We start from the raw sequence: 26,392 nt of genomic DNA on the forward strand, positions 1-26,392 counted from the left end.
AAACAACCTCCTGTGAGCGGCCTATCTCGCCATGGGGCCTTCCCCACGTGAACCGCGATAACTAAACTGATGTTTGAACGGGCCCGTCAGCGGTCCCGACCTCGGCCCAGGGAGCGAGCCATGCGCGACTATCTGAAATTCTACATCGACGGCAAATGGGTGGACCCGATCACCCCCAAGACCCTCGATGTCATCAACCCGGCCAACGAAGAGGTCGCCGGCAAGATCTCGATGGGCTCCGAGGCCGACGTGGACGCCGCCGTGAAGGCCGCCCAGAAGGCCTTCGAGACCTACAGCCAGACCACCCGCGAAGAGCGGATCGAGCTGCTCGAGCGGATCATCGTCGAGTACCAGAAGCGCTACGAGGACATGGCCAAGGCCATCACCGAGGAAATGGGCGCCCCGTCGTGGCTGGCTCAGCGCGCCCAGGCCGCCATGGGCATCGGCCACGTCCAGACGGCCGTCGCCGTGCTGAAGACCTACAAGTTCGAGGAAGACCGCGGCACCACCCGCCTGGTGAAAGAGCCGATCGGCGTCTGCGGCTTCATCACCCCCTGGAACTGGCCGGTCAACCAGATCGCCTGCAAGGTCGCGCCCGCCCTGGCCACCGGCTGCACCATGGTGCTGAAGCCCTCCGAAGTGGCCCCGTTCAGCGGCTACATCTGGACCGAAATCCTGCACGCCGCCGGCGTCCCGGCCGGGGTGTTCAACATGGTCAACGGTGACGGCCCCACCGTCGGCGCCGCCATCTCCAGCCATCCGGGCGTCGACATGGTGTCCTTCACCGGCTCGACCCGCGCCGGCATCGAGGTGGCCAAGAACGCCGCCCCGACCGTCAAGCGTGTGCACCAGGAGCTGGGCGGCAAATCGCCGAACATCATCCTGGAGGACGCCGACTTCGCCAAGGCGGTGGCCGGCGGCGTCGGTTCGGTGATGATGAACTCGGGCCAGAGCTGCAATGCCCCGACCCGCATGCTGGTCCCGGCCAAGAAGATGGACGAGGTGATCGCTATCGCCCGCGCCACCGCCGAAGCCCACACCGTCGGTGACCCGAACGGCAATTCCAAGATGGGCCCGGTCGTCTCCGAGGTGCAGTGGAACAAGATCCAGGGCCTGATCCAGAAGGGCATCGACGAGGGCGCCACCCTGGTCAGCGGCGGCGTCGGCCGTCCGGAAGGCCTAGACAAGGGCTACTACGTGAAGCCCACCGTGTTCGCCAATGTCACCAGCGACATGACCATCGCCAAGGAAGAGATCTTCGGCCCGGTCATCTCCATCCTCGGCTACGAGTCGGTGGACGAGGCGGTGAAGGTCGGCAACGACACCGAATACGGCCTGGCCGCCTACGTCTCCGGGACCGACCCGGAGAAGATCAAGGCCGTGGCCTCCAAGCTGCGCGCCGGCCAGGTCAACATCAACGGCGCCGCGCCGGACATGATGGCCCCCTTCGGCGGCTACAAGATGAGCGGCAACGGCCGCGAATGGGGCGACCACGCCTTCGGCGAGTTCCTGGAGACCAAAGCGGTCCTAGGCTATTCCTCGCCTGCTGCAGCAGAGTAGAATAGCCCGAACAGACTAAGGTGGTGGGAATTGGCAATCGCGACATCAACTGCGGGGTCGTTTCTGCATGTTGTCAGACAACGCGGGAGGCGTGTGGCGGTTGTCACGTCCCTTGGTGAGCGGAGCTATGAAATACCTGAAAGTGATTCTGACCAAGAGATCTTTAATGGAGAGTATTCGGTAGCGTGTGCATCCTGGTCTCGGGTTGGTGATCTTCCCGTTTCCGGGAGCCGCTTTGTCTTTTGCAGTGCCAGCGGACACATCGATCGAGAAAGCGGGGTGCGATTACCAATATGCGCTGGTCAGGTAGCCGTGCTGTCCTCTGGGGATCAGGTGTGCGGCGGCGAGGGGATTGCCGTGCAGATCGATGGTCATCGCTTTGCATTTTGCCTGACCGATGTTGGCGGGGGGCCGGGCGCGCTAAGGTACATTAATGGTTGCACCACCACTGCCGTCTGGGGTCCGCAACTCTTGGGTTGGCCCAGTCTAAATGCCCTGTTCATGCCAGCGGGGCTGCAACAGCTGGAGCATTGGCATCCTACCGCGCGGTTTGGTTTGGTTTTGAGTGGCAATGGGCGCTTCAAAATTAGAGACGAATTTGTGGAGTTTGGCCCGGGAAGCGTACTTATACTGGATCCCGGTGACGTCCATAGCTTTCATACTGAAAACAGCGGAGCAGTCTTCGTCGCGTTCCATCCCGATTCAACAATTGGCCCGACGCACCAAATTCAAAATATGCTCGATCGAACGGTCTCAGACACGATAAGTGGATCACGTCTATTGGATGCAGTATAGGCTAAGTGGGGGGGGGTTATGAGTGGGACTTCTAACTTAAGGCGAAACTTCCTTTCTGCTCTTCTGGCCCCCCGATTTTGGTGGGTTGTTATTTTTTTGATTGTGGTTGCGGGTATTTGGGCCGCAATTAAGATGGCCATACCCACTAACCTGTACAAAGAGTGGGCGGCAATATTTTTAACTATAGAGAAGACGTTGGCTGTTATTGCAGTGTCTATAATTGTTCAGATGTTCTATTCATTATTTGAGAAGGCCGAAGAAAAATCTGAAATCGAGGATTTGATAAAGAAAGAATTCTCAGCCATTCGTAATGAGCTGCTGCCGGGGTCCGAACGACATAAACTATTTCAGATTGTCGATGCGATGGATTTTGATCAGGTGTTTCGAACCGCTCCTGATGGAGGAGAGGTGTGCATATTTTTTACTTTCCACCCGGACCTTAGTGGCGAGGGAATGTACGAGCGCGCCTTGAAGAGGGGCGTGGCGGCGAGATTGTTGCTTGCCGATCCCGAATCGCCAGGTCTGGCATTTAAATTTGATCTCCTGCAGGACCCAAGGGGCGCTGAATGGAGGGAATCAGCTATAGATGGTCTAAGAAATTTTCTCGATAGTACAACTAAGAGAATCCGATTTTACAGCAAACCGGAAGACCAATTTCTGGTTCGTATTGCAGAGAGCAGTGTGGATATACCTTTGGTGATTGTAAAGGATAGTCTAAGAGCAATCGTATCAGTGTATTCCGGGTTCTATTCATTTAGGCCCGCGGTCGATATGCCGTGGATTCAGTGGCAGTGGTGTGGCTGTGACTGCGACGAGAACATGGCTGGAGTTCTAGCGAAGTATTTTGAGATGAGATGGGAGCGGGGAAGGGTACACGTAGGTACCAGTCATTCGGCCAACGGTCCAATCGCGATGCCCTGACAAGTACGCCCTCTAGCTGAAGCCCCCAGTCGTCAGCTTGGAAGTTCACTAGGCCCCACGCTCCCGGTTAGTTCTCCTGACGGCGCGACTCGACAGCCGCCGGCACCTTTGCTCCACTTCCTCCAACGCCCGCCAGAGGCGACACCCGAGGAAAACCGCCCATGCAGCTGACATCCGTCGCAGACATCCCGCGCATCCAGGCCGCCGAACGGCCGAACGAGGTCGCCCTGTGGTTCGAGGGCCGTGAGACGACCTTCGCCCAGTGGAACGAGATGTCCAACCGCTGCGCCCAGGCGCTGCTGGCGATGGGGCTGAAGCCCGGCGACCGGGTGGGGGTGCTGGCCAAGAACAACGACGACTTCTTCGCCCTGTGGCTGGGTTGCGTGAAGGCGCGGGTCTGCCTGGCGCCGGTCAACTGGCGGCTGGCCCCGCCGGAAATCGCCTTCATCCTCAAGGACGCCGGGGCGAAGGTGCTGGTCGTTGGGGAGGAACTCGCCGGCGTGGTCGACATGATCGCCTCCGACCTGCCGGGCCTCAAAGGCCTGGTCCAGTTCGAACCCGGCCACCCGCGCTGGCCCGCCTTCCGCGACTGGATCGGCAGCCACTATCCGGATGACCCCAGGCTCGTCGCCCAGGATGAAGACGACATCGTCCAGCTCTACACCAGCGGCACCACCGGTCTGCCCAAGGGGGTACAGCTGACACAGGGCAACTTCCTCAGCCTGTTCGCCCTAGCCATGGAGGCCGGCTGGGCCCGCTATGACGCGGGCAGGACCAACCTGGTGGTCATGCCGCTGTTCCACGTGGCCGGCACCAACTGCGGCCTGCTGGGCCTGCTTCAGGGCGTGCGCGAGGTGATCACCCGCGAGGTCAACCCGGCCGAGATCGTCCGCCTCATGCCCGAGCAGAAGGTCGCCTACGCCTTCCTCGCCCCGACCATCATCAACATGCTGCTGCAGACGCCGGGCATCGACGAGGCCGACTTCTCCCACCTGGAGCGGATATTCTACGGCGCCTCACCGATCTCGGAAGCCGTGCTGCGCAAGGCGCAAGATGTGTTCGGCTGCGACTTCACCCAGCTCTATGGCCTGACCGAAACCATCGGCGGCGCCACCTACCTGCCGCCGGAGGACCACGCCGAGCACCGCGACAAGCTCCGCAGCTGCGGCAAGCCCTGGCCGGGCTATGAGGTCCGGGTGGTCAAGCCGGACGGCTCGGTAGGTACGACCGGCGAGGTCGGCGAGGTGCAGATCCGCGCCAAGGGGGTGATGAAGGGCTACTGGAACCGCGCCGAGGCGACGAAGGAAGCCATCTGCCCGCAGGGATGGTTCCGATCCGGCGACGCCGGCTATTTCGACGACGAGGGCTACCTCTACATCTACGACCGGGTGAAGGACATGATCGTCTCCGGCGGTGAGAACGTCTATCCGGCCGAGGTCGAGAACGCCCTGTTCAGCCACCCGGCCGTGGCCGACGCGGCGGTGATCGGGGTGCCCGACGAGCGCTGGGGCGAGGCGGTCAAGGGCATGGTGGTGCTCAAGCCCGGCGCGACGGCCACCCCCGACGAGATCATCGCCCACTGCCGCGAAAAGATCGCCGGCTACAAATGCCCCAAGTCCATCGACTTCATGGGCGCCCTGCCGCGCAACCCGTCTGGCAAGGTCCTGCGCCGGGAACTGCGCGCGCCGTTCTGGGAAGGGCGAGAGCGGATGGTGGGGTAAGCGCCGAATTTCGGTGACAGGGCACTTATTGCGTCCGCGATCAGGAATGCCGCGCCGCCCGTTTCCGCCATAAGTGCACTGTCACCGAAATTTCCCCCGCCGGCGAAGGTCAATCTCAGGTTTGCTTCCGCCGGGACAGTTGTGATCGGCTGCGGAAAACGAGGAAACCCCCATGCCTGATTTCCGCATCATCGAGACCAACGGCATCAAGGTCCGCGCCGCCATCCAGGGCTCCGGCCCGCTGGTGGTCATGGTCCATGGCTTTCCGGAGAGCTGGTACAGCTGGCGCCATCAGATCGGCCCCATCGCCGACGCCGGCTTCACCGCCTGCGCCATCGACGTGCGCGGCTATGGCGGCTCGGACAAGCCCGGCGAGGTGGCCGACTATGGCCTCGAACAGATCACCGCCGACGTCGCCGGGGTGATCGAGGCCCTGTCGGAGGACGGCACCGGGGTGCTGATCGGCCACGACTGGGGCGCGCCCATCGTCTGGAACACGGCGCTCACCCGGCCGGACCGGGTCAGCGCCGTGGCCGGACTGTCGGTGCCCTACACCGGCATCCCGACCATGAACTTCCTGGACGCGGTGAAGGCGGTGTTCACCGACAACGGGAAGTTTTTCTACCAGGTCTATTTCCAGGACGTGGGGCCGCCCGAGGCCGAGCTGGAGGCCGACCCGGCCGCCACAATCCGCCAGTTCTACTATGCCATCAGCGGCGATGCGCCCGACGGGACTTGGCCGAACGACAAGCCGCATGGCGCGACCCTGCTCGACCGCCTTCCCGACCCCAAGCCCTTCCCGGCCTGGCTGACCGAGGCCGACATCGCCTACTACGCCGCCGAATTCGCCCAGTCCGGCTTCTTCGGCCCCCTGAGCCGCTACCGCAATCACGGCCGCGACTTCGACTGGCTACAACAGTTCAAGGGCCGCACCGTCGACCAGCCGTCCCTGTTCATCGGCGGCACGCGAGACCTGGTGCTGAAGATGCTGCCCGGCGTCAATCCGGTCGACCTGATGGCCCCGCACCTGACCAATCTGAAGGGCGCCCATCTGATCGAAGGCTGCGGGCACTGGACGCAGCAGGAACGGCCCGAAGAGGTCAACCGGCTGCTGCTGGACTGGCTGAAGGGTCTCTGATCCCCGATTGATTTTTACAACTGTACGTTCATAGTGGCTCCAACGACGGGAGCGGAACCATGAACGAAGCCGGCAAGCGGACCCTGGCGGTCGTGCTCACCCTGGCGGCCAGCCTCGCCATCATTGCGGCGCTCTCCTTGGCGCCCTCGCCACGCCAAGCGCGGGCCGCCGACGCCATGGAGCCCTTTGCCTCGGAGAAGGGCCTGTCCGACTTCCTGGCCGGGCAGATGAAGGCGCGGGAGCGGCTGTTCGAGGACTCCACGCTCGACGCGGCTCCGATGCTTGCCGCGGAGGCGCCGGCCAGCGTCGCTAAGCCGGGCCAAGTGCTGGGCATGATCGGTCCGCCAGGCGACCGCATCACCAACACCCAGGAAGCCGAGGTCGACGAGGGCGGCATCGTCAAGGCGCGGGGCGATCTGCTGATCATCCTGCGGCGCGGCCGGCTGTTCACCGTCTCGACGGTGGGCGGCGGCCTGCGCGCGGTCGACCGCATTGACGCCTTCCCACCAGGCACGCGCGGCGAGGCTTGGTACGACGAGATGTTGGTCGCCGGCGACCTGATCGCGGTGGTCGGCTACAGCTATGAAAGCGGCGGGACCGAGATCAACCGCTTCCGCCTCTCGCCCGACGGCCGGCTCAGCTTCCTCGATTCCCATGCCCTGCGGTCGGCCGACTACTATTCCAGCCGCAACTACGCCTCGCGGCTGATCGGCAATCGGATGATCTTCTATTCGGAACTGCCGCTCGGCTGGGGCGAAGTTCCCATGGAGTCGCTGCCGGCCGTGCGCCGCTGGACGCCGGGGACCAAGACCGAGTTCCGCCGGATCGCCGCCGCCCGCCGCATCTTTGCTCCGCCGCAGGTTCGGGCCAACCAGGCCGCCGTCACCTCGATTCACACCGTGACCACCTGCGACCTCGCCGCGCAGACCTTCGACTGCCAGGCCACCGCCGTGCTGGGGCCGGGCTCGCGCACGTTCTATGTTTCCAGGGCTGCGGTCTATCTGTGGGTCACCAACCAGCCCTGGGAGCGGGGCAAGCCTGGGCCGACCCTGCTGTACCGGCTGCCCCTCGACGGCGCCGCGCCCCAAGCTATCCAGGTCACCGGCGCGCCGATTGACCAGTTCTCGTTCCGCGAGGCGGCCGATGGCGAGCGGCTGCATGTGCTAGTCGGCCGCGACGGGGCAGGCGATGGCATGTGGGGCGCCGAGCAGGCCAAGCCGCGCAGCCTGGCCCTGCTGACCCTGCCGCTGGACCTGCTCAACGACGGCAGCGCCGCCGTCGGCTTCCAGCACTACCGCAGCCTGCCCAGCCCCGGCGCCGGCTGGGCGCTGCATGACCGCTTCGTCGGTGACCACCTGCTCTACGGCCTCGGCGCCGACTGGGGCGACCGCGACGATGGAAAGGGCCTGTTGCTGGCCGCCCCGCTCGATGGTGGGCCGGTCGCCTCCATCGACCTGCCGCATCCGGTCGACCGGATCGAGGCCATGGGACCGGACGCGGTCGTGGTCGGCAGCGGCGGCAGCGCCGTCTGGTTTTCCACCATTCGCCTGCTAGGCGCGCCGACGGCGGGCGACCGCTACCGGCTGGGCGACGCGGCCGAGGCCGAGAGCCGCAGCCACGGCTTCTTCTACCGCCCAGACTCCGCCGACGGGACGCAAGGGGTGCTCGGCCTGCCCGTCACCCGCGCAGCGCGGCCGGCCTATCACCAGCTGTTCGAGAACTCCGCCGCCGTCGTCTTCCTGCGCCGGTCGCAAGACCGCTTCCAGCCGCTGGGCCAGCTCGCCGCGGCCGAGGAGGGCATCGCCGATGACGGCTGCATTGCCTCTTGTGTCGACTGGTACGGCAACGCCCGGCCGATCTTCTTGCGTGGCCGGGTGTTCGCCCTGCTGGGCTATGAGCTGGTCGAAGGTCAGGTGCGCGGGCGGGTGATCCAAGAGGTCGGCCGGGTCAGCTTCGCGCCACCGGCCGCGCCCAGCCGGTCCTAGAAGGGCTGGTTTGACTCCCCTAGGGGCAAGCATAGTCTTCAACGGGACAACAATAACGATACCCCCGAGGAGACCGCCCATGACCCCCGCCGATGGCGCGGCGGCGCCTGCGTCGCTGTCGAAAACACCCTTCGCCGACCTGCCGATGAAGGGGCCGGACGTGACGGTCGAGCGGCGGGCGGACGGCTCGGTCCTCATCCGCTCGAACCACCCCGTCGGCCAGGGACCCCGATCCATCGCCCACCTCCTGAAGGAGAAGGCCGAGAAGCATCCCGAGCGGCCTTGGATGAAGCAGCGCGAGCCCGGCCACGGGCCCTGGCGGACGCTGACCTACGGCGAGGCGCTGCGGAAGGCCGAAGGCATCGCGCAGTGGCTGCTGGACCAGGGGCTGACGGCCGACGACAGCGTCATGGTGCTGTCCTCCAACAGCCTGGAGCATGCCCTGATCAAGGTCGGCTGCTACACGGCGGGCGTTCCAGTCTCGCCGATCAGCCCGGCTTACAGCCTGATTTCCACCGACCACGCCAAGCTCAAGCACTGCGTCTCGGTGGTGAATCCGAAGGTGATCTTCGCCCAGTCGGGCGAGATGTACGCTCGCGCGTTTGAGACCCTTCGGGGCCTGGGCCGCGACCTGGTGTTCGTCACCGCCGATGGGAGCGGGGAGGACGCCATCCCCCTCTCGACGCTGACTGACACGATCCCCGGCGCCGCGGTGGAGGCCGCCCGCGAGACGCTCGGCCATCACACGGTGGCCAAATACCTGTTCACCTCCGGCTCCACCGGCATGCCCAAGGCTGCCCCCCAGACCTTCGGGATGATGGCCGGGGTGATCGCCGGCCAGGACGGTTTGCGCTCTGAAGAGCCCGATCCCGACGTGGTCTCCGAGAGCCTTGAGTGGATGCCCTGGAGCCACATCAGCGCCGGCAACATCGGCTTCAACGGGGTGCTGTGGGCTGGCGGCACGGTCTATCTGGACGAGGGCAAGCCGCTGCCCGGCATGTTCGAGACCACCATCAAGAACCTCTATGAGGTCTCCCCGATGGTGTTCGGCTCGGCCCCGATCGCGTTCGGCATGTTGGCCGAGGCGATGGAAAAGGACCCGGTCCTGCGCAAGTCGTTCTTCAAGAACATGCGCTACATGGGCTACGGCGGCGCGACGCTCAGTAACGACGTCAATGAGCGGCTGCAGGCCCTGGCCATCGCCGAGACCGGCAAGCGGATGCCGCTGACCACCATGTACGGCGCTACCGAGACGCAAGGCATCACCGTGACCCACTGGGCCACCGAGACCGTCGGCCTGGTTGGGCTGCCGCTGCCGGGGATCACGCTGAAGCTGGTCCCCAACGGCTCCAAGCTGGAGGTTCGGGTCAAGGGGCCGACGGTGACCAGCGGCTATCTGGGCGATCCTGAGAAGACCGCCGCCGCCTTCGACGAGGAAGGCTTCTACAAGCTGGGCGACGCCGCCAAGTTCATCGACGAAAACGACCCCGCGCAAGGGCTGGTCTTCGATGGCCGGGTGACCGAGGACTTCAAGCTCGACAGCGGCACATGGGTGTCGGTCGGCACCCTGCGGCCCGAGCTCGTCGCCGCCTGCACCCCCTGGATCCTGGATGCGGTCGTCGCCGGCCAGGACAAGCCGTTTATCGGCATCCTGGTGTGGCCGTCGATGGCCGGGATGCAGGCGCTGGCCGCCGACGAGGAGCCCGGTACGCCCATCGAGAAGCTGACCGCCCGACTGACCGAGCAGCTGACGGCCTTCAACGCCACCGCCGGCGGCCTGTCACGCCGGGTGGGCCGCTTCATCATCATGACCGAGCCCCCGTCCATCGACGCCGGCGAGATCACCGACAAGGGCTATGTGAACCAGCGCGCGACGTTGGAGCGCCGGGCCGACCTGGTGAATGCCCTCTATGGCGACGGCTCCGCGCCGGGCGTCATCAGCCTTTAGGAACATCCCATGAGCCTCGATCCCCACTTCCGCGCCATGCTCGACGCCGCCGCCGCCATCGAGATGCCGCCCCTCGCCACCCTGCCGCCGGAGATGATCCGCATGGGCTACGTCGCCCAGCGGGCCGGTCTCGACGCCGGCGCGCCCAAGGACCTCGCCGTGCGCGACCTTCAGGTCGATGGCGGCGCCGGCCCGCTGAAGGCGCGGCTGTATGAGCCGAAGGACGCCCCGGCCACCACCGGCGGGCTTGTCTATTTCCACGGCGGCGGCTTCGTGATCGGCGACCTGGAGACCCACGACGACTTCATGCGCCGCCTGTGCGCGGCCTCCGGCTGCCGGGTGCTGGCGGTGGACTACCGGCTGGCGCCGGAGCACCCCTTCCCGGCCGCTCATGACGACGCCCTGGCCGCCACCAAATGGGCCTTCGACCACGCCGCCGAGATCGGCTTCGATCCGGCCCGCATCGCGGTCGGCGGCTGCAGCGCCGGCGGCAACCTGGCCGCCTGCATGGCCCTCGAACTGCGCGACGATCCCAAACGCAAGCTGGCGTTCCAGCTGCTGCTTTACCCTGCCACCGCCATGGAGCAGGACACCCAGAGCCGGCGGGATCTCGCCACCGGCTATGTGCTGACCGCCGAGGTGATGGCCTGGTTCGGCCAGCATTTCGCCGCCGCGGGGCATGCGAACGCCCGTCGCGCCGAGCCGGCCCATGTGGACGACCTGACCGGCCTGCCGCCGGCCCTGGTGGTCACCGCCGGCTTCGACCCGCTGAAGGACGAAGGAAAGGCCTATGCCCATCGCATGGCCGCCGCCAGGGTGAAGGCCGAGCACATCGAGTATCCGTCCTTCGTCCACGACTTCTACATCATGGCCAGCGTCAGCCCACCCGTGGTGCAGGCGATCGAGGACACGGCGGAGAAGCTGAAAGCCGCCCTGGCCTGACTTTCTGAAAAACCGGCTCGACCCGAAAACGGGGCTTGACGGCAGTGTACTCTGCAATGCAAAGTACATTGCATGAGGCGGGGTGGTCCCGCCGGGGAGCTGACGACATGACCTTCAAATCTCTGATCCTGGCGGGGGCGGTGAGCGCTCTTGCCGTTCCTGCCATTCCCAGTGTTGTTTGGGCCGCCGACGTGGCCGTCACCCTGACCGGCGTGCAGCCGCAGGGCGGAACCATGCTGGTGTCGCTGCAGACGCGCGACCAGTTCATGAAGCCGATGGGCGCCGCCGGCGCCATGGGCGAGGCCCAGGCCGGGACCATGACCCTGACCATCGAAAATGTCGCGCCCGGCGACTACGCCCTGATGGTGATGCACGACGCCGACGGGAGCTGGAGCCTGACCACCAAGGACGGCAAGCCGGCCGAGGGGCTGGCGCATTCCGGGGCCACCGGCGCCAAGACCTTCGACGAGATGAAGATCACCGTGACCGAGCAGGGCGCCAAGGTGACCCTGCCCCTGGTCTATCCGAAATAATCGGGAGCGCGGGGCCATGAAGACGGCGATGTGGGCGGCTTTGGCCGCTGCGGCGGGGCTGGCCCTGGTGGGTCCGGCGGGAGCCCAAACCCCGCGAGCTGGGGGACCGGAGACGATCCGGTTCACCGGCGCCCAGTGGTGGACCCCGCAAGGGTTCGCCGGCGGTGACCGGTATGTGCGGGGTGGTGTCTTCGTGGCGCCGACCAAGGGCGCCCGCGTCGTCGACCTGGCGGGGGCCTTCGTGGTGCCGGCCTTCGGAGAGGCCCACAACCACAACCTCGACACGCCGGAGCTGGCCAAATCCGTCAGCGACCAGTACCTGGCCAACGGCGTCTTCTATGTGAAGAACCCCAACAGCCGGGCCGCCTTCACCCCCGCCGCCCGCGCCCTGCTCAACAGGCCGGACACCGTGGACGCCAAATTCTCGATGGGCGGGCTGACGGCGGAGGGCGGCCACCCGATCCGCCTCTACGGCTTCCTGTCGCGGTTCAGCGGCAAGGAACAGCCCGGCGAGGCCTTCGAGGGCGACGCCTTCCATGTGATCCGCACCGCCGCCGACATCGAGCCGGCGCTCGGCAAGCTCCAGGCCCAGGGCGCGGAGTTCGTGAAGACCTACCTGCTCCACTCCGAACAGTATGACGCGCGCAAGGACGACAAGGCCCACTACGGCATGCGCGGCCTGGACCCCAAGCTCTACCCGGCCATCGTCAAGGCGGCGCACCGGCGGGGGCTGAAGGTCAGCGTCCATATCGAGACGGCGGCGGACTTCCGCCTGGCGGTGGCCAGCGGGGTCGACGAGATCAACCACCTGCCCGGCTACATGTGGGCGAGCAGCGACACGGCGCAGACCTATACGATCACCCCGGCTGACGCCCATGCGGCCGCCCGCGCCGGGGTGGTGGTGGTCACCACCACCGTGGTCACCAACGGCATCAACCTGCCCCCCGCCCGCAAGGCGCAGATCAAGGCGGTCCAGACCGCCAACCTGCGCCTGCTTCAGGCGGCCGGGGTCAAGCTGGCCATCGGCTCGGACAACTACATGCAGACCTCACGCAGCGAGATCGAGAACCTCGCCGCCATGAAGGTGTTCGACGACGCCACCCTGCTACGGCTGTGGGTCGAGACGCCCAAGGTCTCGATCTTCCCGAACCGCAAGGTTTCCTGCCTCGATCGCGGCTGCGAAGCCGACTTCCTGGCCCTCTCGGCCGATCCGACCAAGGACATCGCCGCCACCAAGGCCATCAAGGCCGCCTGGAAGGACGGGGCGCCCCTGACCCTGGTCCCCGTCCAGGGCAGCGTCATCCCTGGCGCCCCCGGCGGCGGGGGCCACGTCCACTAGATCGCGAACGCCTCCAGGGCCCGGAACAGGTCCGGACTGAAGGCGGTCGTATCGGTCAGCTCCGCGCGGCAGACCTCGCCGGCCCGCAGGCCCAGATGCTGGGCGCCGGACAGGACGCGGACCTGGACCGGCACCCCCTTCAGCCGGCCGGTGGCCACGGAGGTGGGTGTGGAATCGTCATGCTCAGCGAAGACGAACATCGCCTTGCCGCCATAGGCCCGCCACAGCGGCAGGGGATCGAAGGCCGGATCCAGGGTGACGAACCAGTCGCCGGCGGACCGGTCCACCTCGCCCGAGGCCGGGAACAGCCAATCGCCCAGTCCGGCCCGCTTCCGCCCCTCGGCGGTCAGCCGGTCCAGCTCCGGCGCCGCCCGGCCGTCGCGCAGGAAGGCGAAGAAGGCCGACTGCTGGCGTAGGGCAAGGTCGATATCCGCTCCGGCAATGCCGGCGCAACCCATCCGCACCTTCGTGTTGTAGAGGTTCTGCTCCGCCACGGTCAGCGCCGCGCCCGCCGCCCCCAGCAGGAACACGTCCGCCGGCGTCCCGCCCTGGCGCAGCACCGCCGCCGCCACCCAGCCCGCCTGGCTGGATCCCGCCAGGCCGATGCGGCTCGCATCCACCTCCGGCCGCGTGGCCAGGAAGGCCATGCCGGCCATGGCATCCTGGGCCAGACTGTCGAACCCGGCCCGCGACCAGTCCCCGCCGGACCCATCGACCCCCCGCTTGTCATAGGTCAGCACCACCCGCCCCGAGGCGGCCAGGGCGTCGGCCATCACGGCGATGATCGAGGCATAGCCGTCCCGATCCTGCGGCCCCGACCCATGGACAAGCACCACGGCCGGCGCCGTCCCAGCCCGCCCGGACGGCAGGTACAGCTGTCCCGCCAGCTTGACCCCATCCTTGGCCGGGAACACCACCCGCTCGCGGCGATAGGCGTCGGCGCGCACGGCGATCAACCCGTCCACCGTCACCGCGGCGCTGGTCCCGTCCGTCGGCGGCGCGAACCGCCAGGTCGCCACGGCCTTGTCCGACCGCACCCGGTCGCCCGCCGTCCACTCCAGTCCCGATACCCGGTTCAGCCCCCGAAAGCTGTTGTCGCAGCTGTTGCGGGCGAACAGCCGCACGACGGAGCGGGTCACCACCAGGACACAGCCGTCCGGCAGTCGATAGCGGCCGGTCAGCGCCTCATGGAAATCGCGGTCCAGCACCTCGTCCTCGTTGGCGAACATCAAAGGGCCGGCGACGCTCTCGAAGTCGGAGACTGTCCCGTCGCTGCTGATGTCCTGGACGAAGCGGCCGTCCTTGCCCAGCCGCACCTCGAAACGGCCATAGCTCGCCGCCTTGCCGATCCGCATCCGGTAGTAGCCGACCCGCCGATCCCCGGCCGTCTCCGCCACCCGGAAATTCAGGTCGATCGCCGTTGCCGGATCAATCTGGTCGAACAGCTCGCGGAACGAGGCCGCGATGGCGGTGGTCCCGGCCCGCCGATCCTCAGGCGTTCCGGCATAGCGATAGATGACCTCGGCGTCCGGCGCATAGGCGGCCGCCGCTGCGGCAGCGTCCTTGGCCGCATAGGCCGCCCGCAACGCCTTGAAGGCTGTCTCTTCCGGCGGGGCAGCGCCGGCCGCGCCCGACAGCAGGACCAGGGTGGCGGCGATCCAGGCAAAGGCTCTCATGGGCGACCGTTGTTATTTTCGGCCACTCTAGCATCTGGCCGCCCGCAGGGGACAACCCGTCTCACCAGCTCTTGGCGATCCCCTCGCGCCGGGGATCTGCCCCACCCTCCAGCTTTCCACCCTCGCGGACGATTATGCCATGCAGGCCACTGTTCTCTCCGCCGGAGCTCTTCAGCACAAGCCCCCGCTCGGCCAGGGCGTTGACCACGCCGGGTGCGAACCGGTCGGCCTCGCCGGTGACGGTGAAGCCTCGCGCGATGAGGTTGGGCAGGGCGATGGCGTCCTGCATCGACAGCTTCCAGTCCAGCACCCCGACCAGGGTCTTGAGATTGTAGGACAGGATGGACGTCCCTCCCGGGCTGCCCAGGGCGGCGACGAACCGCCCATCGCGGTCCAGCACGATGACCGGCGACATCGATGAGCGCGGCCGTTTGCCCGGCGCCGCGGCGTTGGCGGCCGGGGCGCCGTCCGGGTCGGTGGGGCTGAAGTTGAAGTCGGTCAGCTGGTTGTTGAGGAAGAAGCCGCCGGCCATCCGGCCCGAGCCGAAGATGCTCTCCACCGTGGTGGTCATCGAGACCACGTCGCCCCAGGCATCGACGATCACCAGGTGGCTGGTGCCGCCCGGCTCGTTCGTGGCGTCGATGGCGCGGGGCGCCGCGCCGGGGGGCAGGCCGGCCTTGGGCGGCACAGTCGCCATCCGCTCCCCGATCCCCTTGGCGCGCTCGGTCACATAGCCGTCGTTCAACAGCCCCTGGACAGGTACGGCGACGAAGTCCGGATCACCGACATAGCGGTCGCGGTCGGCGTACATCAGCCGCTCGGCCTCGGCGATCTGGATCCAGGCCACCGGGTCGGTCGGACCGCGCTGGGCGATGTCGGTCTTCTCCAGCATCCTCAGGGCCTGCAGCAGCGACACGCCGCTGGAGGCCGGCGGGGCGGTGCAGACCACATAGATCCGATAGGGCGCGCAGAGGGCGTCCTTCTTCAGCGGCCGATAGCCGGCCAGGTCCTTCATCGTCAGGGTCCCCGGCCGGGGGCCTTCCGCCGTCTTGGCGACAATGGCCTCGGCCGTCGGTCCCTTCAGCAGGCCATCGGCTCCCTTGGCGGCGATCAACCGGATGGACTGGGCGTAGGCCGGGTTTTTCAGGGTGTCGCCCGCGGCGTAGCGTTTCCCATCCGGCTTGGTGAAATAGCGGGCCCCGTCCGGCGTCTTCGACTGCGGGAAGGGTGATGCGATCATCCCGGCCAGGCGCGGGCTGACAACGAACCCCTCGTCGGCCAGCCGTTCGGCCGCCCCGAACAGCTGCGACCATTCCAACCGCCCGTGCTCCCGCTGAGCCATGGCCAGCATGGCGATCGCGCCGGGGGCGCCGGTTGATCGCCCGCTGAGGATGGCGTCGACGAAGCCCAGCGGCTTGCCGTCCTCGCCCAGGAACATCTTCGCATCGGCCCCGGCCGGAGCCGTCTCGCGCCCGTCGTAGACCGTGACCTTCTTCGTCTCCGCATCGTAGTGGACCATGAAGGCGCCACCACCCAGGCCGCTGGACTGCGGTTCGACCAGCCCCAGCACCGCCTGCACCGCCACCGCCGCATCGACCGCGCTGCCGCCCCGCCGCAGGACCTCCAGCCCCGCCTCGACCGCCAGGGGATTGGCGGCGGCGACCATGGCCGGGCCCTTCGGCGCCTCTTGTGCGGAGTTCCAGATCGGCGTCGCGCAGCTGGAGAGCAGGAAGGCGAAGGCCGTCAGGGCGGCGATGAACGGACGCATGATCTCTCCGGCGGCGGGCGCTTCACCATAGCGGCGCCGCGATGGACAACAACGGCCCGGCGGGCGAATAACCACCCAAGGGTCTCACTGCCCCCAAGGCTTTCGCAGCCCAAGGAGTTCCCATGCCCGCCCGTCCCGGCCCCCGCAACAGCCTGACCGACGTGCCGGGCCTCAAGGTCGGCCAGGCGGCCGACACGGCGGTGCGCACGGGGGTCAGCGTCATCCTGCCGGACGAGCGGGCGGTCTGCGCCGTTGATGTGCGCGGCGGCGGGCCGGGCACGCGGGAGACCGACGCCCTCGACCCGGAGAACCTGATCGGCGCCACGGTCGATGCGGTGGTGCTGTCCGGCGGCTCGATGTACGGCCTGGGCGCCGCCGATGGCGTGGCCGCCTGGCTGGCCGCCCACGGCCGGGGCTATCCGGTCTCCTCGCGCCCGGAGGTGCCCAAGGCCCCCATCGTCCCGGCCGCCATCCTGTTCGACATGGCCAACGGCGGGGACAAGGCCTGGGGCCTGGACCCGCCCTACCGCCGCCTCGGAATCGAGGCCTGCGAGGCGGCCGGGCTCGACATCGCGCTGGGCACGGCAGGATGCGGCTACGGCGCCATGGCCGGCGGCTGGAAGGGCGGGACGGGCAGCGCCAGCATCGTCACCGACGATGGCCTGGTCGTCGCGGCCATCGTAGGGGTCAACAGCTTCGGCTCGGTCACCGCCGGCGACGACCGCAGCTTCTGGGCCGCCCCTTTCGAACAAGGGGCGGAATTCGGCGGCCTGGGCTCGGCCGGCCTCTTCTCCGCCGCCGACGACTGGAACCTGGCCAAGCTGAACCCCGGCCTTCGCCAGAACACCACCATCGCCTGCGTGGCCACCAACGTCGTCCTCGACCCGGGCCAGGCCAAGCGCGTCGCCATCATGGCCCAGGACGGCCTGGCCCGCGCCATCCGCCCCGCCCACGCGCCACAGGACGGCGACATCGTCTTCGCCCTGTCCACCGCTCGGATGGCCCCCGCAGACCCCCCCCATGTCACGGTCGGCCGCATCGGCGCCCTGGCCGCCGACGTGCTCAGCCGGGCCATCGCCCGCGCCGTCTACGAGGCCACCCCCTACCCCGGAACCGACGTCCGCTGCTGGCAGGGCGGCTGACCGAAAAAACCCGTTCGGGACGGCTTGCCTTTCCGTCCGCCCGCGACTAGGTTCCGCGCCCTCGCCGGACCCCTTCCAGGGCCCAGCGAAGTGCGCGCCCGTAGCTCAGCTGGATAGAGCATCAGACTACGAATCTGAGGGTCGGACGTTCGAATCGTTCCGGGCGCGCCATTTCTCTTCACCCATCCCGAACCCAATGAGCCCGCTTTTGGGCGCGCAGCCGTAATCGCGCGCGCCGTGCGACTCGCTGGAATGAAGAAGCCCGGCCGGACGCCTGGTCCGGCCGGGCCGATGCCTATTTGGTCTTCTTCGCCGGTTTCAGGGTCATGGCCTCGAAGGTGGCCTTGTCCGACGGCGCCAGGTTGGGCTGCCCCACCCAGGCGCCGACCACGACGGTACCGCGCACGAAGTAGGTTTCACCGGCCTCGACCTCGATCTTCAGGCCGTCCCGCGCCTCGGTGGCCGCGGTGAACAGATGGTCGCCCGGATCGGCGTCGACGCTAAAATAGACGCCCGACGACAGGGTGCCCAGGACCACCTCGTTGTTCGGCCCGGTGCGGATCTTGTAGGAGATGGCGCTGCCCTGGAAAACGTTGTCGCGGAAGAACACCACCCGCGCCTTGCCGGGCAGGGGCGCCTTGACCTTGCCGGGCACGACGTCGGGCTGGGGACCGGCATCGGCGGCCAAGGTGACCGGATCGACCGGCTCCGACCGCAGGCCCTCGGCGGCGACCACCAGGTTCTCCGACAGCCGGGCTTCACCCGCCGTGCCGGCCACCATCTCCGCCTCGCTGCCCTTGACCAGGCCCATGGCCCACAGGGAGGCGCTGCTCAGATCCTTGCCGCCGGCCCGCAGCCGCAGCCCCTTCAGCGGGATCTTGGCGCCGTTGACGTCGATGTAACGCGCGGTCACCAGGATTTCGCCCGGCTTGCCGCCGTTGGCCTTCGGGGTGGCGTGAATGATCTCGCCGACCACGGTGGCGCCGGCCGGAATGACCTCGGTCTCTCCGGCCTTCAGCGGCTTGACCAGGGTCATGTTGACCTTGGCGCCGGTGGTGGCGGTGAGGGAGTTCAGCGGCTCGCTGGTGGCGACCAGGACATAGGTTCCGGCGGGCACGACCACCGCGGCGGGAGCCTGTGCAGCGGCCTGCGAAGGCGCCGGGGCGGCCTCGGCCGGCGCGGCGGGCGCCTGGACGGCCGCGGGCGCCGGGGCTTCGGCCGTCGGTGGGGCCTCCTGGGCCCAGGCGGCGGACGTGATGGCGGAGACGGCCACGGCCGCCAGCAGACTCGATTTCATGTTGAACAACCCCCAGTTTACGGACTCCTTCGTGGCACAGACCACGTGAGCCGCCAAGGGGTGGGCGGCGGTCGACAGTTGCCCCGGCGCGGCGCATCGGCTACAGCCCGCCCGCGCATCCCGCGCCGGCAATGACATGATCCACGGTCACACCCTCGCCGACACCCTGAGCCGCACGGCCTCGCCGCTGCGTTCGGGTTCGCGCGCCATGACCATGATGATGTCGATTAAAACCCCCTTGCCAGGGACGGGAACAGCGCGCGCGTAACCGCACACGCCGACGGATCGTAAGATCGAACCCCGCTCCCTCTCCAGGCAGCGGGGTTTTTTGTTGCGCGCCGTCGGTCCTCCAATTCTCGAAGAAGGACAGACCGATGACCCCCTCGAATCCCACGGACGACGAACTCCCCGCCAGCCTCGCGGCCCGGCGGTTCGCCCAGGCGCTGGCCTGGACAGACCTCCTGGGCCACACCTTCCGGGTGGAGGCGACCAGCGCCGGGCCGCTGGAGGAGCTGGTGGCGCTGGAGGCGGGGCTGAACGCCGCCCTGGCCGCCCGCGCGCCCTTCTGCGAGATGCTGTGGGCCGGGCGAGCCAGTGGGCTGGAGAGCGGCGGGGTGCAGCTGGCCGCCTTCGACGAGGCCGGCCGCCTGCTGCTGCGCCGCCGCTACCTGGCCGGGAGCGGGCGCCGTGGCTGAGGATCCGCTCAAACGGCACACCTTCGTGGTCGAGGCGGCCGGGGAGCCCGACGTCCTGCTGCGGGTGCTCGGCCCCTTTGCCCTGCAGGAGGCGACGATCACCGACCTGCGCCTCGACCGGCAGGCGGACGCCCTTCGCCTGTTCATCGAGGCGAGCGGGGTCGGCGATGACCGCGCGGCCCTGATCGCCCGACGGCTGGACGGGCTGGCCGCGGTGCGCGGCGTGACCTTCGGCTGGCGCAGCACCGATCGGCCCTATCCGTAGCGAAAGAAAACGGATTAGGATTTCATATGACCGCCGAGACGTCGACCGCCGCGCCCGCGCCAACCCCCGTGTTCAACGCCGGCCAGGCCGCGCCCAAGCCCTCGGCCATGCCGCCGCATCCGTTGCTGACCGCCCCGGTGGCGCAGACGCTGATCAAGCTGGCCGCCCCGAACCTTTTGGGCATGGCGGCGACCACGGCGGTGTCGATCGCCGAGACCGCCTATGTCGGGCGGCTGGGTCCCGAGCCCCTTGCGGCTTCCGCCCTGGTGCTGCCCTTCATCATGCTGATGGGCATGATGAGCGCCGGGGCCATGGGGGGCGGGATCTCCTCGGCCGTCAGCCGGGCGCTGGGCGCCGGCGACCAGGCCCGCGCCGAGCAGCTGGCGCGCCATGGGGTGGTGATCGGGCTGGGCATGGGCCTGGGCTTCACCATCATTCTGACCCTCAGCGCCGGGGCGCTGTTCCATCTGCTGGGCGGGCGGGGGGAGACCCTGCGGCTGGCCGTGTCCTATGGCGGCATCGTGTTTCTCTCGGCGGTGTTCATCTGGCTCTCCAACATGTTCGCCTCGGTGTTGCGCGGCTCGGGCGACATGATCAGGCCCTCGGCGGCGATGCTGGGCATGGCCACCCTGCAGGTGGTCCTGGGCGGCGCCCTCTGCTTCGGCTGGGGGCCGGCGCCCCGGTTGGGCATCATCGGGGTGGGGCTGGGCCAGGCCATGGCGGTGATCCTGGGCGCCACGACCATGTTCCTGATGCTGCGGTCGAAGGGGGCCAGGGTGCGGCTGACCCTGTCGGGGCCGTTCCGGCGCGAATACTTCGACGACATCCTGCGGGTCGGCGGCCCGGCCATGCTGTCGCCCATCCAGACGGTGGCGACCATCCTGGTGCTCACCGCCATCGCGGCCCGGTTCGGGGTCGAAACCCTGGCCGGCTACGGGATCGGCTCGCGGCTGGAGTTCCTGTTGGTGCCCATCGCCTTCTCGGTGGGGGTGGCGTCCCTGCCGATGGTCGGACTGGCCATCGGGGCCGGCGACGTGGCCCGCGCCCGGCGCGTGGCCTGGACGGCGGGCGGCCTCGCCGCTGCGGGGCTGGGGTCGCTGGGCATCCTCCTGTCCCTGTTCCCTAGCCTCTGGGTGTCGATCTTCACCAGCGATCCGGGGGTGCGCGACGCGGCCGCCCTCTACCTGCGCTTCGCCGGCCCGGCCTTCGTCTTCTTCGGCCTGAGCCTGGCGCTCTACTTCTCGGCCCAGGGGGCGGGGAAGATCGGCGGGCCGCTGCTGGCCGGCACTTTGCGTCTGGTGGTCGTCGCCTTGGGCGGCTGGGCGCTGATCGCCATGAGCGCGCCTTCCTGGGCCCTGTTCGGGCTGGTGGCCATCGGCATGGTGATCATGGGAACGGTCACCGCCGCCTTCATCTGGTTCACCCCCTGGGGACCGATCAAGACCGGGTCAGGGTGACGTAGAGCTCCTGCTCGATGACCCATTGGCCTGTCTGCCTGCGCCAGACCGCCAGGTAGTCACCGCCCAAGGTCAGGTCCTTCCAGCGCCCGACCCATGTCCCGCGCTCGGCGGCGCGGGCGCCGTCCATGTCCAGGGTGATCTCCCCAGCCGTGCGCTCGTAGGCGATGAAGGAGGGATCGACGAACTGGGCCGCGAAGGCGGCGACGATCGCCGGCGCACCGACGATCAATCCGCCCTCGCCGCCGATCAGGTTGGCCTCGGCCGCGAAGAAGGGCGCCAGTCGGGGGGCCGCATGCGCGGCGATGAATTTGTTGGTCAGGCGCCGCCGGGCGCGGATCGCATCTTCGGCCGTGGTCATTCCACGACCTTAGCTTATCTAGCGGCGCGCGGCGGCCCTCAGATCGGCCAGCATGGCCGGGGTCAGCGACCAGGGCTCGACCAGGTAGCGATAGGCCAGCCGCCCCGGCTGAGACACCAGCCGGAACAGCCACTCCATCCCCATCCGCCCCATCCAGCGCGGGGCCGGCGGTTGCACCCCCGCCTCATAGTCGAAGGCGGCACCGACCGGGAAGAAGACGCCCCGGCCGATCCGATGGCGGTTGGCGGCGATCCAGGCCTCCTGGCGGGGCATGCCCATGCCGACCATCACCACGTCCGGCCCGAACTCGGCGATCCGGCGCAGGACGGCGTGGTTCTCCAGCCCCTCGACGTTGAAGTAGCCATGATGTTCGGCCAGCTGCAGGGTCGGATGGCGGCGCAGGATTTCCTCGCGGGCCTTGACCCCGACGCCCGGCGCCCCGCCGACATGAAACACCCGCCAGCCGCACTCGGCCGCCCGCGCCCAGAAGGCGTCGCTCCAGTCGAGATAGGTGGAGCGATGCTCCCGGCCAACCGGCTGGCCCATGAGCCTGCCCCACAGGATCATCGGCACACTGTCGATCTGCACCAGATCGGCCTCTTCAAAGAAGGCGGCCAGGTCCGGCGAGCGGCGGGTCAGGTAGAGACTGTGAGCATTGTGGTTGGCGATCACCGCCGTCCCACCCCCGGCCACGAAGGCCTCGGTCGCGGCCAGCATCGCCGCCGGCGTCAGCGGATCGACCTGGGCGCCGAGGATGCTGAGGCGGGGCATGGGGGTGATGGCGTGGTGTTCCATGCCGCCATCATGCCCAGGGGCGATTTCAACGCGGTTAGGGAGCGTGGTTAAGCAAGGGTAGCGGGCTCTACTTCGAGAACTTCACCTTCAGAACCAGGATCACCCCCGACAGCGCCAGGCAGACGGCGTTGGAGAGGATCAGGGGCCAGCTCTGGAGCATGGCCCCATAGGTGGTCCACAGGGTGAACCCGGTGACCGTAAGGGCGAACATGCCCAGCGACACATTGGAGGCGTCGCGCTCGCGCCAGATCTTGAAGATCTGCGGCGTGAAACTGACCATTGAGCAGAGCGCCGCACACGTCCCGACGGCATTGATCCAGATCTTGTCCATGTCGCCGAAACGCCGGGCGATACCCGGTGTTCCGGCGCATGTCTTCGGAGTGGACGCGTCCGGCCCTAGAACATCATCCGGCCAGCGAGGCGCAGGTTGTAGCGGTCCTCGCCCTCGGCGGCCTCGACATCGCCTTCCAGGGCGACGTAGCTCATCGGGGTGCCGGCCTTCAGCGAGAAGCCGATCACGGCCGCGCCCTCGCCCGGCTCGGTGGCCACCAGGGTGAAGGGGCTGCCGCCGTTGAAGTAGGCGACGGTGTTGCCGATCTCGCCCGCGATGTGCTGGCGGTAACCCAGGCGAAGTTCCGGACGCCACCAGTTGTCGCGGCCGAAGGTGGCCCCGAAGGCGATCTCGGCGGAGGCCGACAGCCGGCTGCTGGTCCGTTCGTCGACGGTCAGGCCAAGGCCCAGGTCGCCGTTCTCGTCGCGCTCGCCCTCGGACAGATAGAGGTAGTCCACGCTGACCATCGGCCGCACGTAGAAGCGGCCGAAGCGCGCCTCATAGCTGGCCATGATGTTGGCCGATCCGGTGAAGCCGCCCCAGCTGGCGTTGGCTTCGCGGATCAGACCGACGCGCGGATCGATGAACCGGCGCTCGCCCTCGAACCAGCCGTAGCCGGCCGCGCCGCGGGCCGCGAACAGCCAGCCGCCGGCCGAGCGGCGCCAGTAGACGCCAGCCTCGACCAGCGAGACGTTGGTCTGCTCGCCGATCTGGGCGACGTCGTCCTTCTCTTCGGCGTTCATGTAGGCCAGGGTCGCGCCCAGCGCCCCACCGTCATCGCCCATGCTCTCGTAGCCGGCGATGAAGCCGAAGGCCTTGGTCTCCGAGCCCACCGTGATACCGGTCTCGCGGATGACGCCGACGTTGATCTCCTGGATCCAGAAGCTGTCGGGGCCGTACTTCTGGCCCATGTCCGGCCGGGTGGCGGTCAGGCGGAACAGCGCCTGGCCGGCCATGTCCAGGGCCGAGAACAGGCCCTCGCCCTGGTCAGGCAGCAGCTGGTTGTAGAGCTTGTAGAATTCCTTGGCGTTGGTCGCCGACAGGAAGGAATCGGCCAGTTCGTCGTCGCTGAACAGCGCCTCATAGACGGCGTCCAGCGCCGCGCCCTGGTTGTCGGTCATCCCCAGCTGGGCGGCCGTCTTGCGGCTGATGACCAGGTCGACCTCGCCGGCGGCGACGTCGGCCTCGGCGGTCACGGTGTAGAAGAAGGGCGAGTTGCTCAGGCCGGTGGTGTTGACGTCGCCTGCGTAGACCAGGGTGTTGGCGTCGACGATGGTGTAGCGGACCGCCGTCATGCCATCCGGCCCGAAGGCGCTGCGGTCGATCAGGCTGGTCAGCTCCATGCCGATCACCGACTTGCTGCCGAAGGTGACGGTGTCGAACTGCAGCAGGGTGTTCTGGCGCCCGGCCACTTCCTCCGGATTGACCGTGACGAACAGCTGGGTGTTGGCGCCGACATTCAGGTCGCCGCCGCGGATCACGCTGGTGTTGGTGATGGTCAGGCGGGTGGCGTTGTCGACGTCCGGCAGGGTCGCGATCGGCGCCGGACCGGTCAGGGTGATGTCCAGCTCGTCGTCGAGGTTGCTGGCGGTGTAGCGGTCGGCGACCGAGTTTTCCTGGCCGGCGATCAGGTTGAGGACCGCGCCTCGCGCCTTGGCGCCGGCGCTCATCGTCAGGGTGTCGGCCCCGTCCCCGAACGACATGTCCCCGAGCACAGTGCCGTTGGCGATGGTCAGGGCGTCGGCGCCGGAACCCATAAGGATGTTGCCGCGCACCGAGGCTTCGTCGGCGTCATCGATGCCATCTGCGTCCGCGTCCAGGTCGTCGAGGTCATCGTCCCCGTCATCCCCGTCGGCGATCCCGGCGATGTTGATCTGGAGGCCTGTGGTGTTGGCCCGCATGTCGAGGGCGATGGCCCGGCCCAGCACCGTTTCGTTGTTGGTCAGCAGGTCGTCGTCATCCGTATCGTCCAGGTCGTCGTCGGGGGCGACGATCGCGCTGATGATGCCGGAGATGTTGACCTGGTCGATGGTGCCGGAGCTGTCGCGCACCGCGATGGCGTCGACGTTCTCGCCGCGGACGCCGACGGAAACCAGGCCGGTCAGGTTCAGCACGCCGGTCCCGGCGCCGCCGATGCTGGCGCCGGAATCGATGTCCACGCCGATGGCGGCCGTCTTGGTCTCCGTGCCGGCGGGCCCGGCGACCGGGCCGGGGTTCAACGGATCGGCGTCCGGCGCGGGAGCCGAGGTGTTGGTGACGACCGCCACGATGGCGCCGCCCAGGTCCAGTTGACCGGCGGTCGTGCCGCCCTTGATCCAGAGGCCTCGGGCGTCGGCGTTATAGGCCCGGGCGCTGAGCGAGCCCTCGAGGTTGATGCCCTTGTTCAGATCGACCGTGCCGCCCGCGCCGATCACCACGGCGGTGGACGACATATTGTCCAGCAGGCCGTCCGAGGTGATCGAACCCCGGATGTTCAGACCCCAGACGTCGTCCGAACCATCGGCCAGCAGCCCCTCGCCCAGCGAAACCGCGCCGGTGTCGCCGATCAGCAGGCCCGGCGCGGAGCCGAACACGACGATCGAGCCGACCCCCTCGTTGAGATCCGGGATACCGTCGTTATCGAAGTCCTTGTCATCGGTGTCCAGGACGCCATCATTGTCATCGTCCGTGTCGTCCTTGTCGGGCGTGCCGTCCGCATCGTCATCTTCGTCCACGGCGTCGGTCTTGCCGTCGCCGTCCGTGTCGACGTCGGCGGCGGTGGTCGGCATGCCGAGGATGACGCCGTCGCGGACGTTGCCGGTGACGCGGACGCCGGCGGTGGCCTGCAGCAGGTCGTCGGCATCGAGGTTGTCGCGGGCTTCCTCGGTGAAGGGGCGGACGTCGTAGCGCAGGCCGGTGGCGGTAACGTTGCCCTGAAGCACGAAGGCGCCGTTGACGTCGCCCGACACGTCGATGCCGACCGCGCCCTCGCCGCGCACGGTGACCGAGCCGCTGACGTACAGGCCGTTGCGCTGCTCAAGCGCCGTGCCGCCGCCGATATCGCCGGTGACGCTGATGCCACGGGCGTTGTCGCCGGTGACCGAGATGCTGCCGTAGCTGCGCAGGTAGCCGGAGACGTCGGTCTCGATGCTGATGCCGAAGGAGTCGTTGCCCTCGATGGTGATCGAGCCGGAGTTCAGCACAAAGCCGTTGAGCCCGCCGGCCCCGATGGCCCGGATGCCGTACTTGCCGGTCCCCTCGACGAAGTCCCCATCGTCATCCCCATCCTTGTCGGTGTCGGAGGGGGTGAAGTCGTCGCTGTGGGTGATGGTGCCGCCCTGGGTCAGGTTGCCCGTGACCGGCCCGGCGGTGGTGTCGACCAGGATGCCGACGGCCCCGTCGACGTCCTTGGTGGTGATCTGGCCACCGTCATTGTTGACGTTGTTGTTGCTGTTCTGGGTGATCGCCGGGCCGCCGGCGGTCAGTTCGAACTTGCCCTGGTTGGTCACCTTGATGTCATCGGCGGCGCCGCCGTTGACGGTGGAGGTGGACACGCCCGTGGTGCGGGTGTTGCTGATGGTCGTCTCGGCGAAGGCCGAGCCGGCGAACAACAGCAGGGGGGCCACCGCCACAGTGGCGACCAGACGCTTACGAACCATGGGATTTCCCCGCAACCAGATCAGACACCCAAGTGTCTCCGCGATAAGGCGAAAATGCGTCAGCCATGACGTCTTCGCTCCTCAC

General features: G+C 67.8%; 21 protein-coding genes and 1 tRNA gene. 15 read left to right on the forward strand and 7 right to left on the reverse strand.

Going from position 1 to position 26,392, the window contains the following annotated elements; all coding sequences use genetic code 11:
- Positions 1-120: 120 nt before the first annotated feature.
- The 10 genes from GVN21_RS00285 to GVN21_RS00330 all read left to right on the forward strand — a co-directional run bounded on the left by GVN21_RS00285 (position 121) and on the right by GVN21_RS00330 (position 12,882).
- On the forward strand, positions 121-1,560 hold the full coding sequence (locus GVN21_RS00285) for an aldehyde dehydrogenase family protein (RefSeq protein ID WP_166572698.1): 1,440 nt from the start codon (positions 121-123) through the stop codon (positions 1,558-1,560).
- A 357-nt stretch (positions 1,561-1,917) separates the two neighbouring features.
- Positions 1,918-2,355: a cupin domain-containing protein gene (locus GVN21_RS00290; RefSeq protein ID WP_166572699.1), complete on the forward strand. Its 438-nt coding sequence runs from the start codon at positions 1,918-1,920 to the stop codon at positions 2,353-2,355.
- A gap of 18 nt (positions 2,356-2,373) precedes the next feature.
- Complete coding sequence (locus tag GVN21_RS00295) at positions 2,374-3,276, forward strand: hypothetical protein (RefSeq protein ID WP_166572700.1); 903 nt, start codon at positions 2,374-2,376, stop codon at positions 3,274-3,276.
- Between the two features lie 161 nt (positions 3,277-3,437).
- Complete coding sequence (locus GVN21_RS00300; protein ID WP_166572701.1) at positions 3,438-4,997, forward strand: long-chain-fatty-acid--CoA ligase; 1,560 nt, start codon at positions 3,438-3,440, stop codon at positions 4,995-4,997.
- A 172-nt stretch (positions 4,998-5,169) separates the two neighbouring features.
- Entirely contained in the window at positions 5,170-6,135 is a 966-nt protein-coding gene (locus GVN21_RS00305) for an alpha/beta hydrolase (RefSeq protein ID WP_166572702.1), read from the forward strand.
- 59 nt (positions 6,136-6,194) lie between these two features.
- Positions 6,195-8,120: a beta-propeller domain-containing protein gene (locus tag GVN21_RS00310; protein ID WP_166572703.1), complete on the forward strand. Its 1,926-nt coding sequence runs from the start codon at positions 6,195-6,197 to the stop codon at positions 8,118-8,120.
- A gap of 79 nt (positions 8,121-8,199) precedes the next feature.
- On the forward strand, positions 8,200-10,068 hold the full coding sequence (locus GVN21_RS00315) for an AMP-binding protein (protein WP_166572704.1): 1,869 nt from the start codon (positions 8,200-8,202) through the stop codon (positions 10,066-10,068).
- A gap of 9 nt (positions 10,069-10,077) precedes the next feature.
- Entirely contained in the window at positions 10,078-11,010 is a 933-nt protein-coding gene (locus GVN21_RS00320; protein ID WP_166572705.1) for an alpha/beta hydrolase, read from the forward strand.
- A gap of 107 nt (positions 11,011-11,117) precedes the next feature.
- Positions 11,118-11,543 (forward strand): DUF2141 domain-containing protein, encoded by a 426-nt coding sequence (locus GVN21_RS00325; RefSeq protein WP_166572706.1) that lies wholly within the window; start codon positions 11,118-11,120, stop codon positions 11,541-11,543.
- A gap of 16 nt (positions 11,544-11,559) precedes the next feature.
- On the forward strand, positions 11,560-12,882 hold the full coding sequence (locus GVN21_RS00330) for a hypothetical protein (protein ID WP_166572707.1): 1,323 nt from the start codon (positions 11,560-11,562) through the stop codon (positions 12,880-12,882).
- On the opposite strand, the gene GVN21_RS00335 is transcribed toward GVN21_RS00330, so the two are convergent.
- Together GVN21_RS00335 and ggt are read right to left on the reverse strand one after the other, a co-directional pair.
- Positions 12,879-14,558, reverse strand: coding sequence for an alpha/beta hydrolase (locus GVN21_RS00335; protein ID WP_166572708.1), 1,680 nt, complete (start codon positions 14,556-14,558; stop codon positions 12,879-12,881). The genes GVN21_RS00330 and GVN21_RS00335 overlap by 4 nt on opposite strands.
- 61 nt (positions 14,559-14,619) lie before the next feature.
- Positions 14,620-16,326 carry a gamma-glutamyltransferase gene (gene ggt / locus GVN21_RS00340; protein ID WP_205689855.1) on the reverse strand — a complete coding sequence of 569 codons (1,707 nt, stop codon included), beginning with the start codon at positions 16,324-16,326 and terminating at the stop codon, positions 14,620-14,622.
- Between the two features lie 122 nt (positions 16,327-16,448).
- Here ggt and GVN21_RS00345 point away from each other — a divergent pair, with 122 nt between their 5' ends.
- Both GVN21_RS00345 and GVN21_RS00350 read left to right on the forward strand, forming a co-directional pair.
- Positions 16,449-17,468 (forward strand): P1 family peptidase, encoded by a 1,020-nt coding sequence (locus tag GVN21_RS00345; RefSeq protein ID WP_166572709.1) that lies wholly within the window; start codon positions 16,449-16,451, stop codon positions 17,466-17,468.
- Between the two features lie 94 nt (positions 17,469-17,562).
- Positions 17,563-17,639, forward strand: a tRNA-Arg gene (locus tag GVN21_RS00350).
- Between the two features lie 124 nt (positions 17,640-17,763).
- Here the strand turns inward: GVN21_RS00350 and GVN21_RS00355 are convergent.
- Entirely contained in the window at positions 17,764-18,765 is a 1,002-nt protein-coding gene (locus GVN21_RS00355; RefSeq protein WP_166572710.1) for a hypothetical protein, read from the reverse strand.
- A 374-nt stretch (positions 18,766-19,139) separates the two neighbouring features.
- Here GVN21_RS00355 and GVN21_RS00360 point away from each other — a divergent pair, with 374 nt between their 5' ends.
- The 3 genes from GVN21_RS00360 to GVN21_RS00370 are packed head-to-tail and all read left to right on the forward strand — an operon-like array spanning position 19,140 to position 21,182.
- The gene (locus GVN21_RS00360; RefSeq protein ID WP_166572711.1) at positions 19,140-19,460 is read left to right on the forward strand and encodes a hypothetical protein; all 321 of its coding nucleotides are present in this window, start codon (positions 19,140-19,142) and stop codon (positions 19,458-19,460) included.
- The gene (locus GVN21_RS00365) at positions 19,453-19,725 is read left to right on the forward strand and encodes a hypothetical protein (protein ID WP_166572712.1); all 273 of its coding nucleotides are present in this window, start codon (positions 19,453-19,455) and stop codon (positions 19,723-19,725) included. Before GVN21_RS00360 ends, GVN21_RS00365 begins: the two co-directional genes overlap by 8 nt.
- A gap of 26 nt (positions 19,726-19,751) precedes the next feature.
- Entirely contained in the window at positions 19,752-21,182 is a 1,431-nt protein-coding gene (locus tag GVN21_RS00370) for an MATE family efflux transporter (protein ID WP_166572713.1), read from the forward strand.
- Here GVN21_RS00370 and GVN21_RS00375 read toward each other — a convergent pair.
- The 4 genes from GVN21_RS00375 to GVN21_RS00390 all read right to left on the reverse strand — a co-directional run bounded on the left by GVN21_RS00375 (position 21,163) and on the right by GVN21_RS00390 (position 26,307).
- Positions 21,163-21,543, reverse strand: a complete 381-nt coding sequence (locus GVN21_RS00375; protein WP_166572714.1) for a DUF4440 domain-containing protein — start codon at positions 21,541-21,543, stop codon at positions 21,163-21,165. The two genes, GVN21_RS00370 and GVN21_RS00375, sit on opposite strands and share 20 nt — an antisense overlap.
- A gap of 18 nt (positions 21,544-21,561) precedes the next feature.
- Positions 21,562-22,338: a WecB/TagA/CpsF family glycosyltransferase gene (locus GVN21_RS00380; protein WP_166572715.1), complete on the reverse strand. Its 777-nt coding sequence runs from the start codon at positions 22,336-22,338 to the stop codon at positions 21,562-21,564.
- A gap of 67 nt (positions 22,339-22,405) precedes the next feature.
- Positions 22,406-22,669 carry a SemiSWEET transporter gene (locus tag GVN21_RS00385; RefSeq protein ID WP_166572716.1) on the reverse strand — a complete coding sequence of 88 codons (264 nt, stop codon included), beginning with the start codon at positions 22,667-22,669 and terminating at the stop codon, positions 22,406-22,408.
- A 65-nt stretch (positions 22,670-22,734) separates the two neighbouring features.
- Positions 22,735-26,307: an autotransporter outer membrane beta-barrel domain-containing protein gene (locus GVN21_RS00390; RefSeq protein ID WP_166572717.1), complete on the reverse strand. Its 3,573-nt coding sequence runs from the start codon at positions 26,305-26,307 to the stop codon at positions 22,735-22,737.
- Positions 26,308-26,392: the final 85 nt, after the last annotated feature.

The organism is Caulobacter sp. SLTY (assembly GCF_009905535.1).
Classification (GTDB): Bacteria; Pseudomonadota; Alphaproteobacteria; order Caulobacterales; family Caulobacteraceae; genus Caulobacter.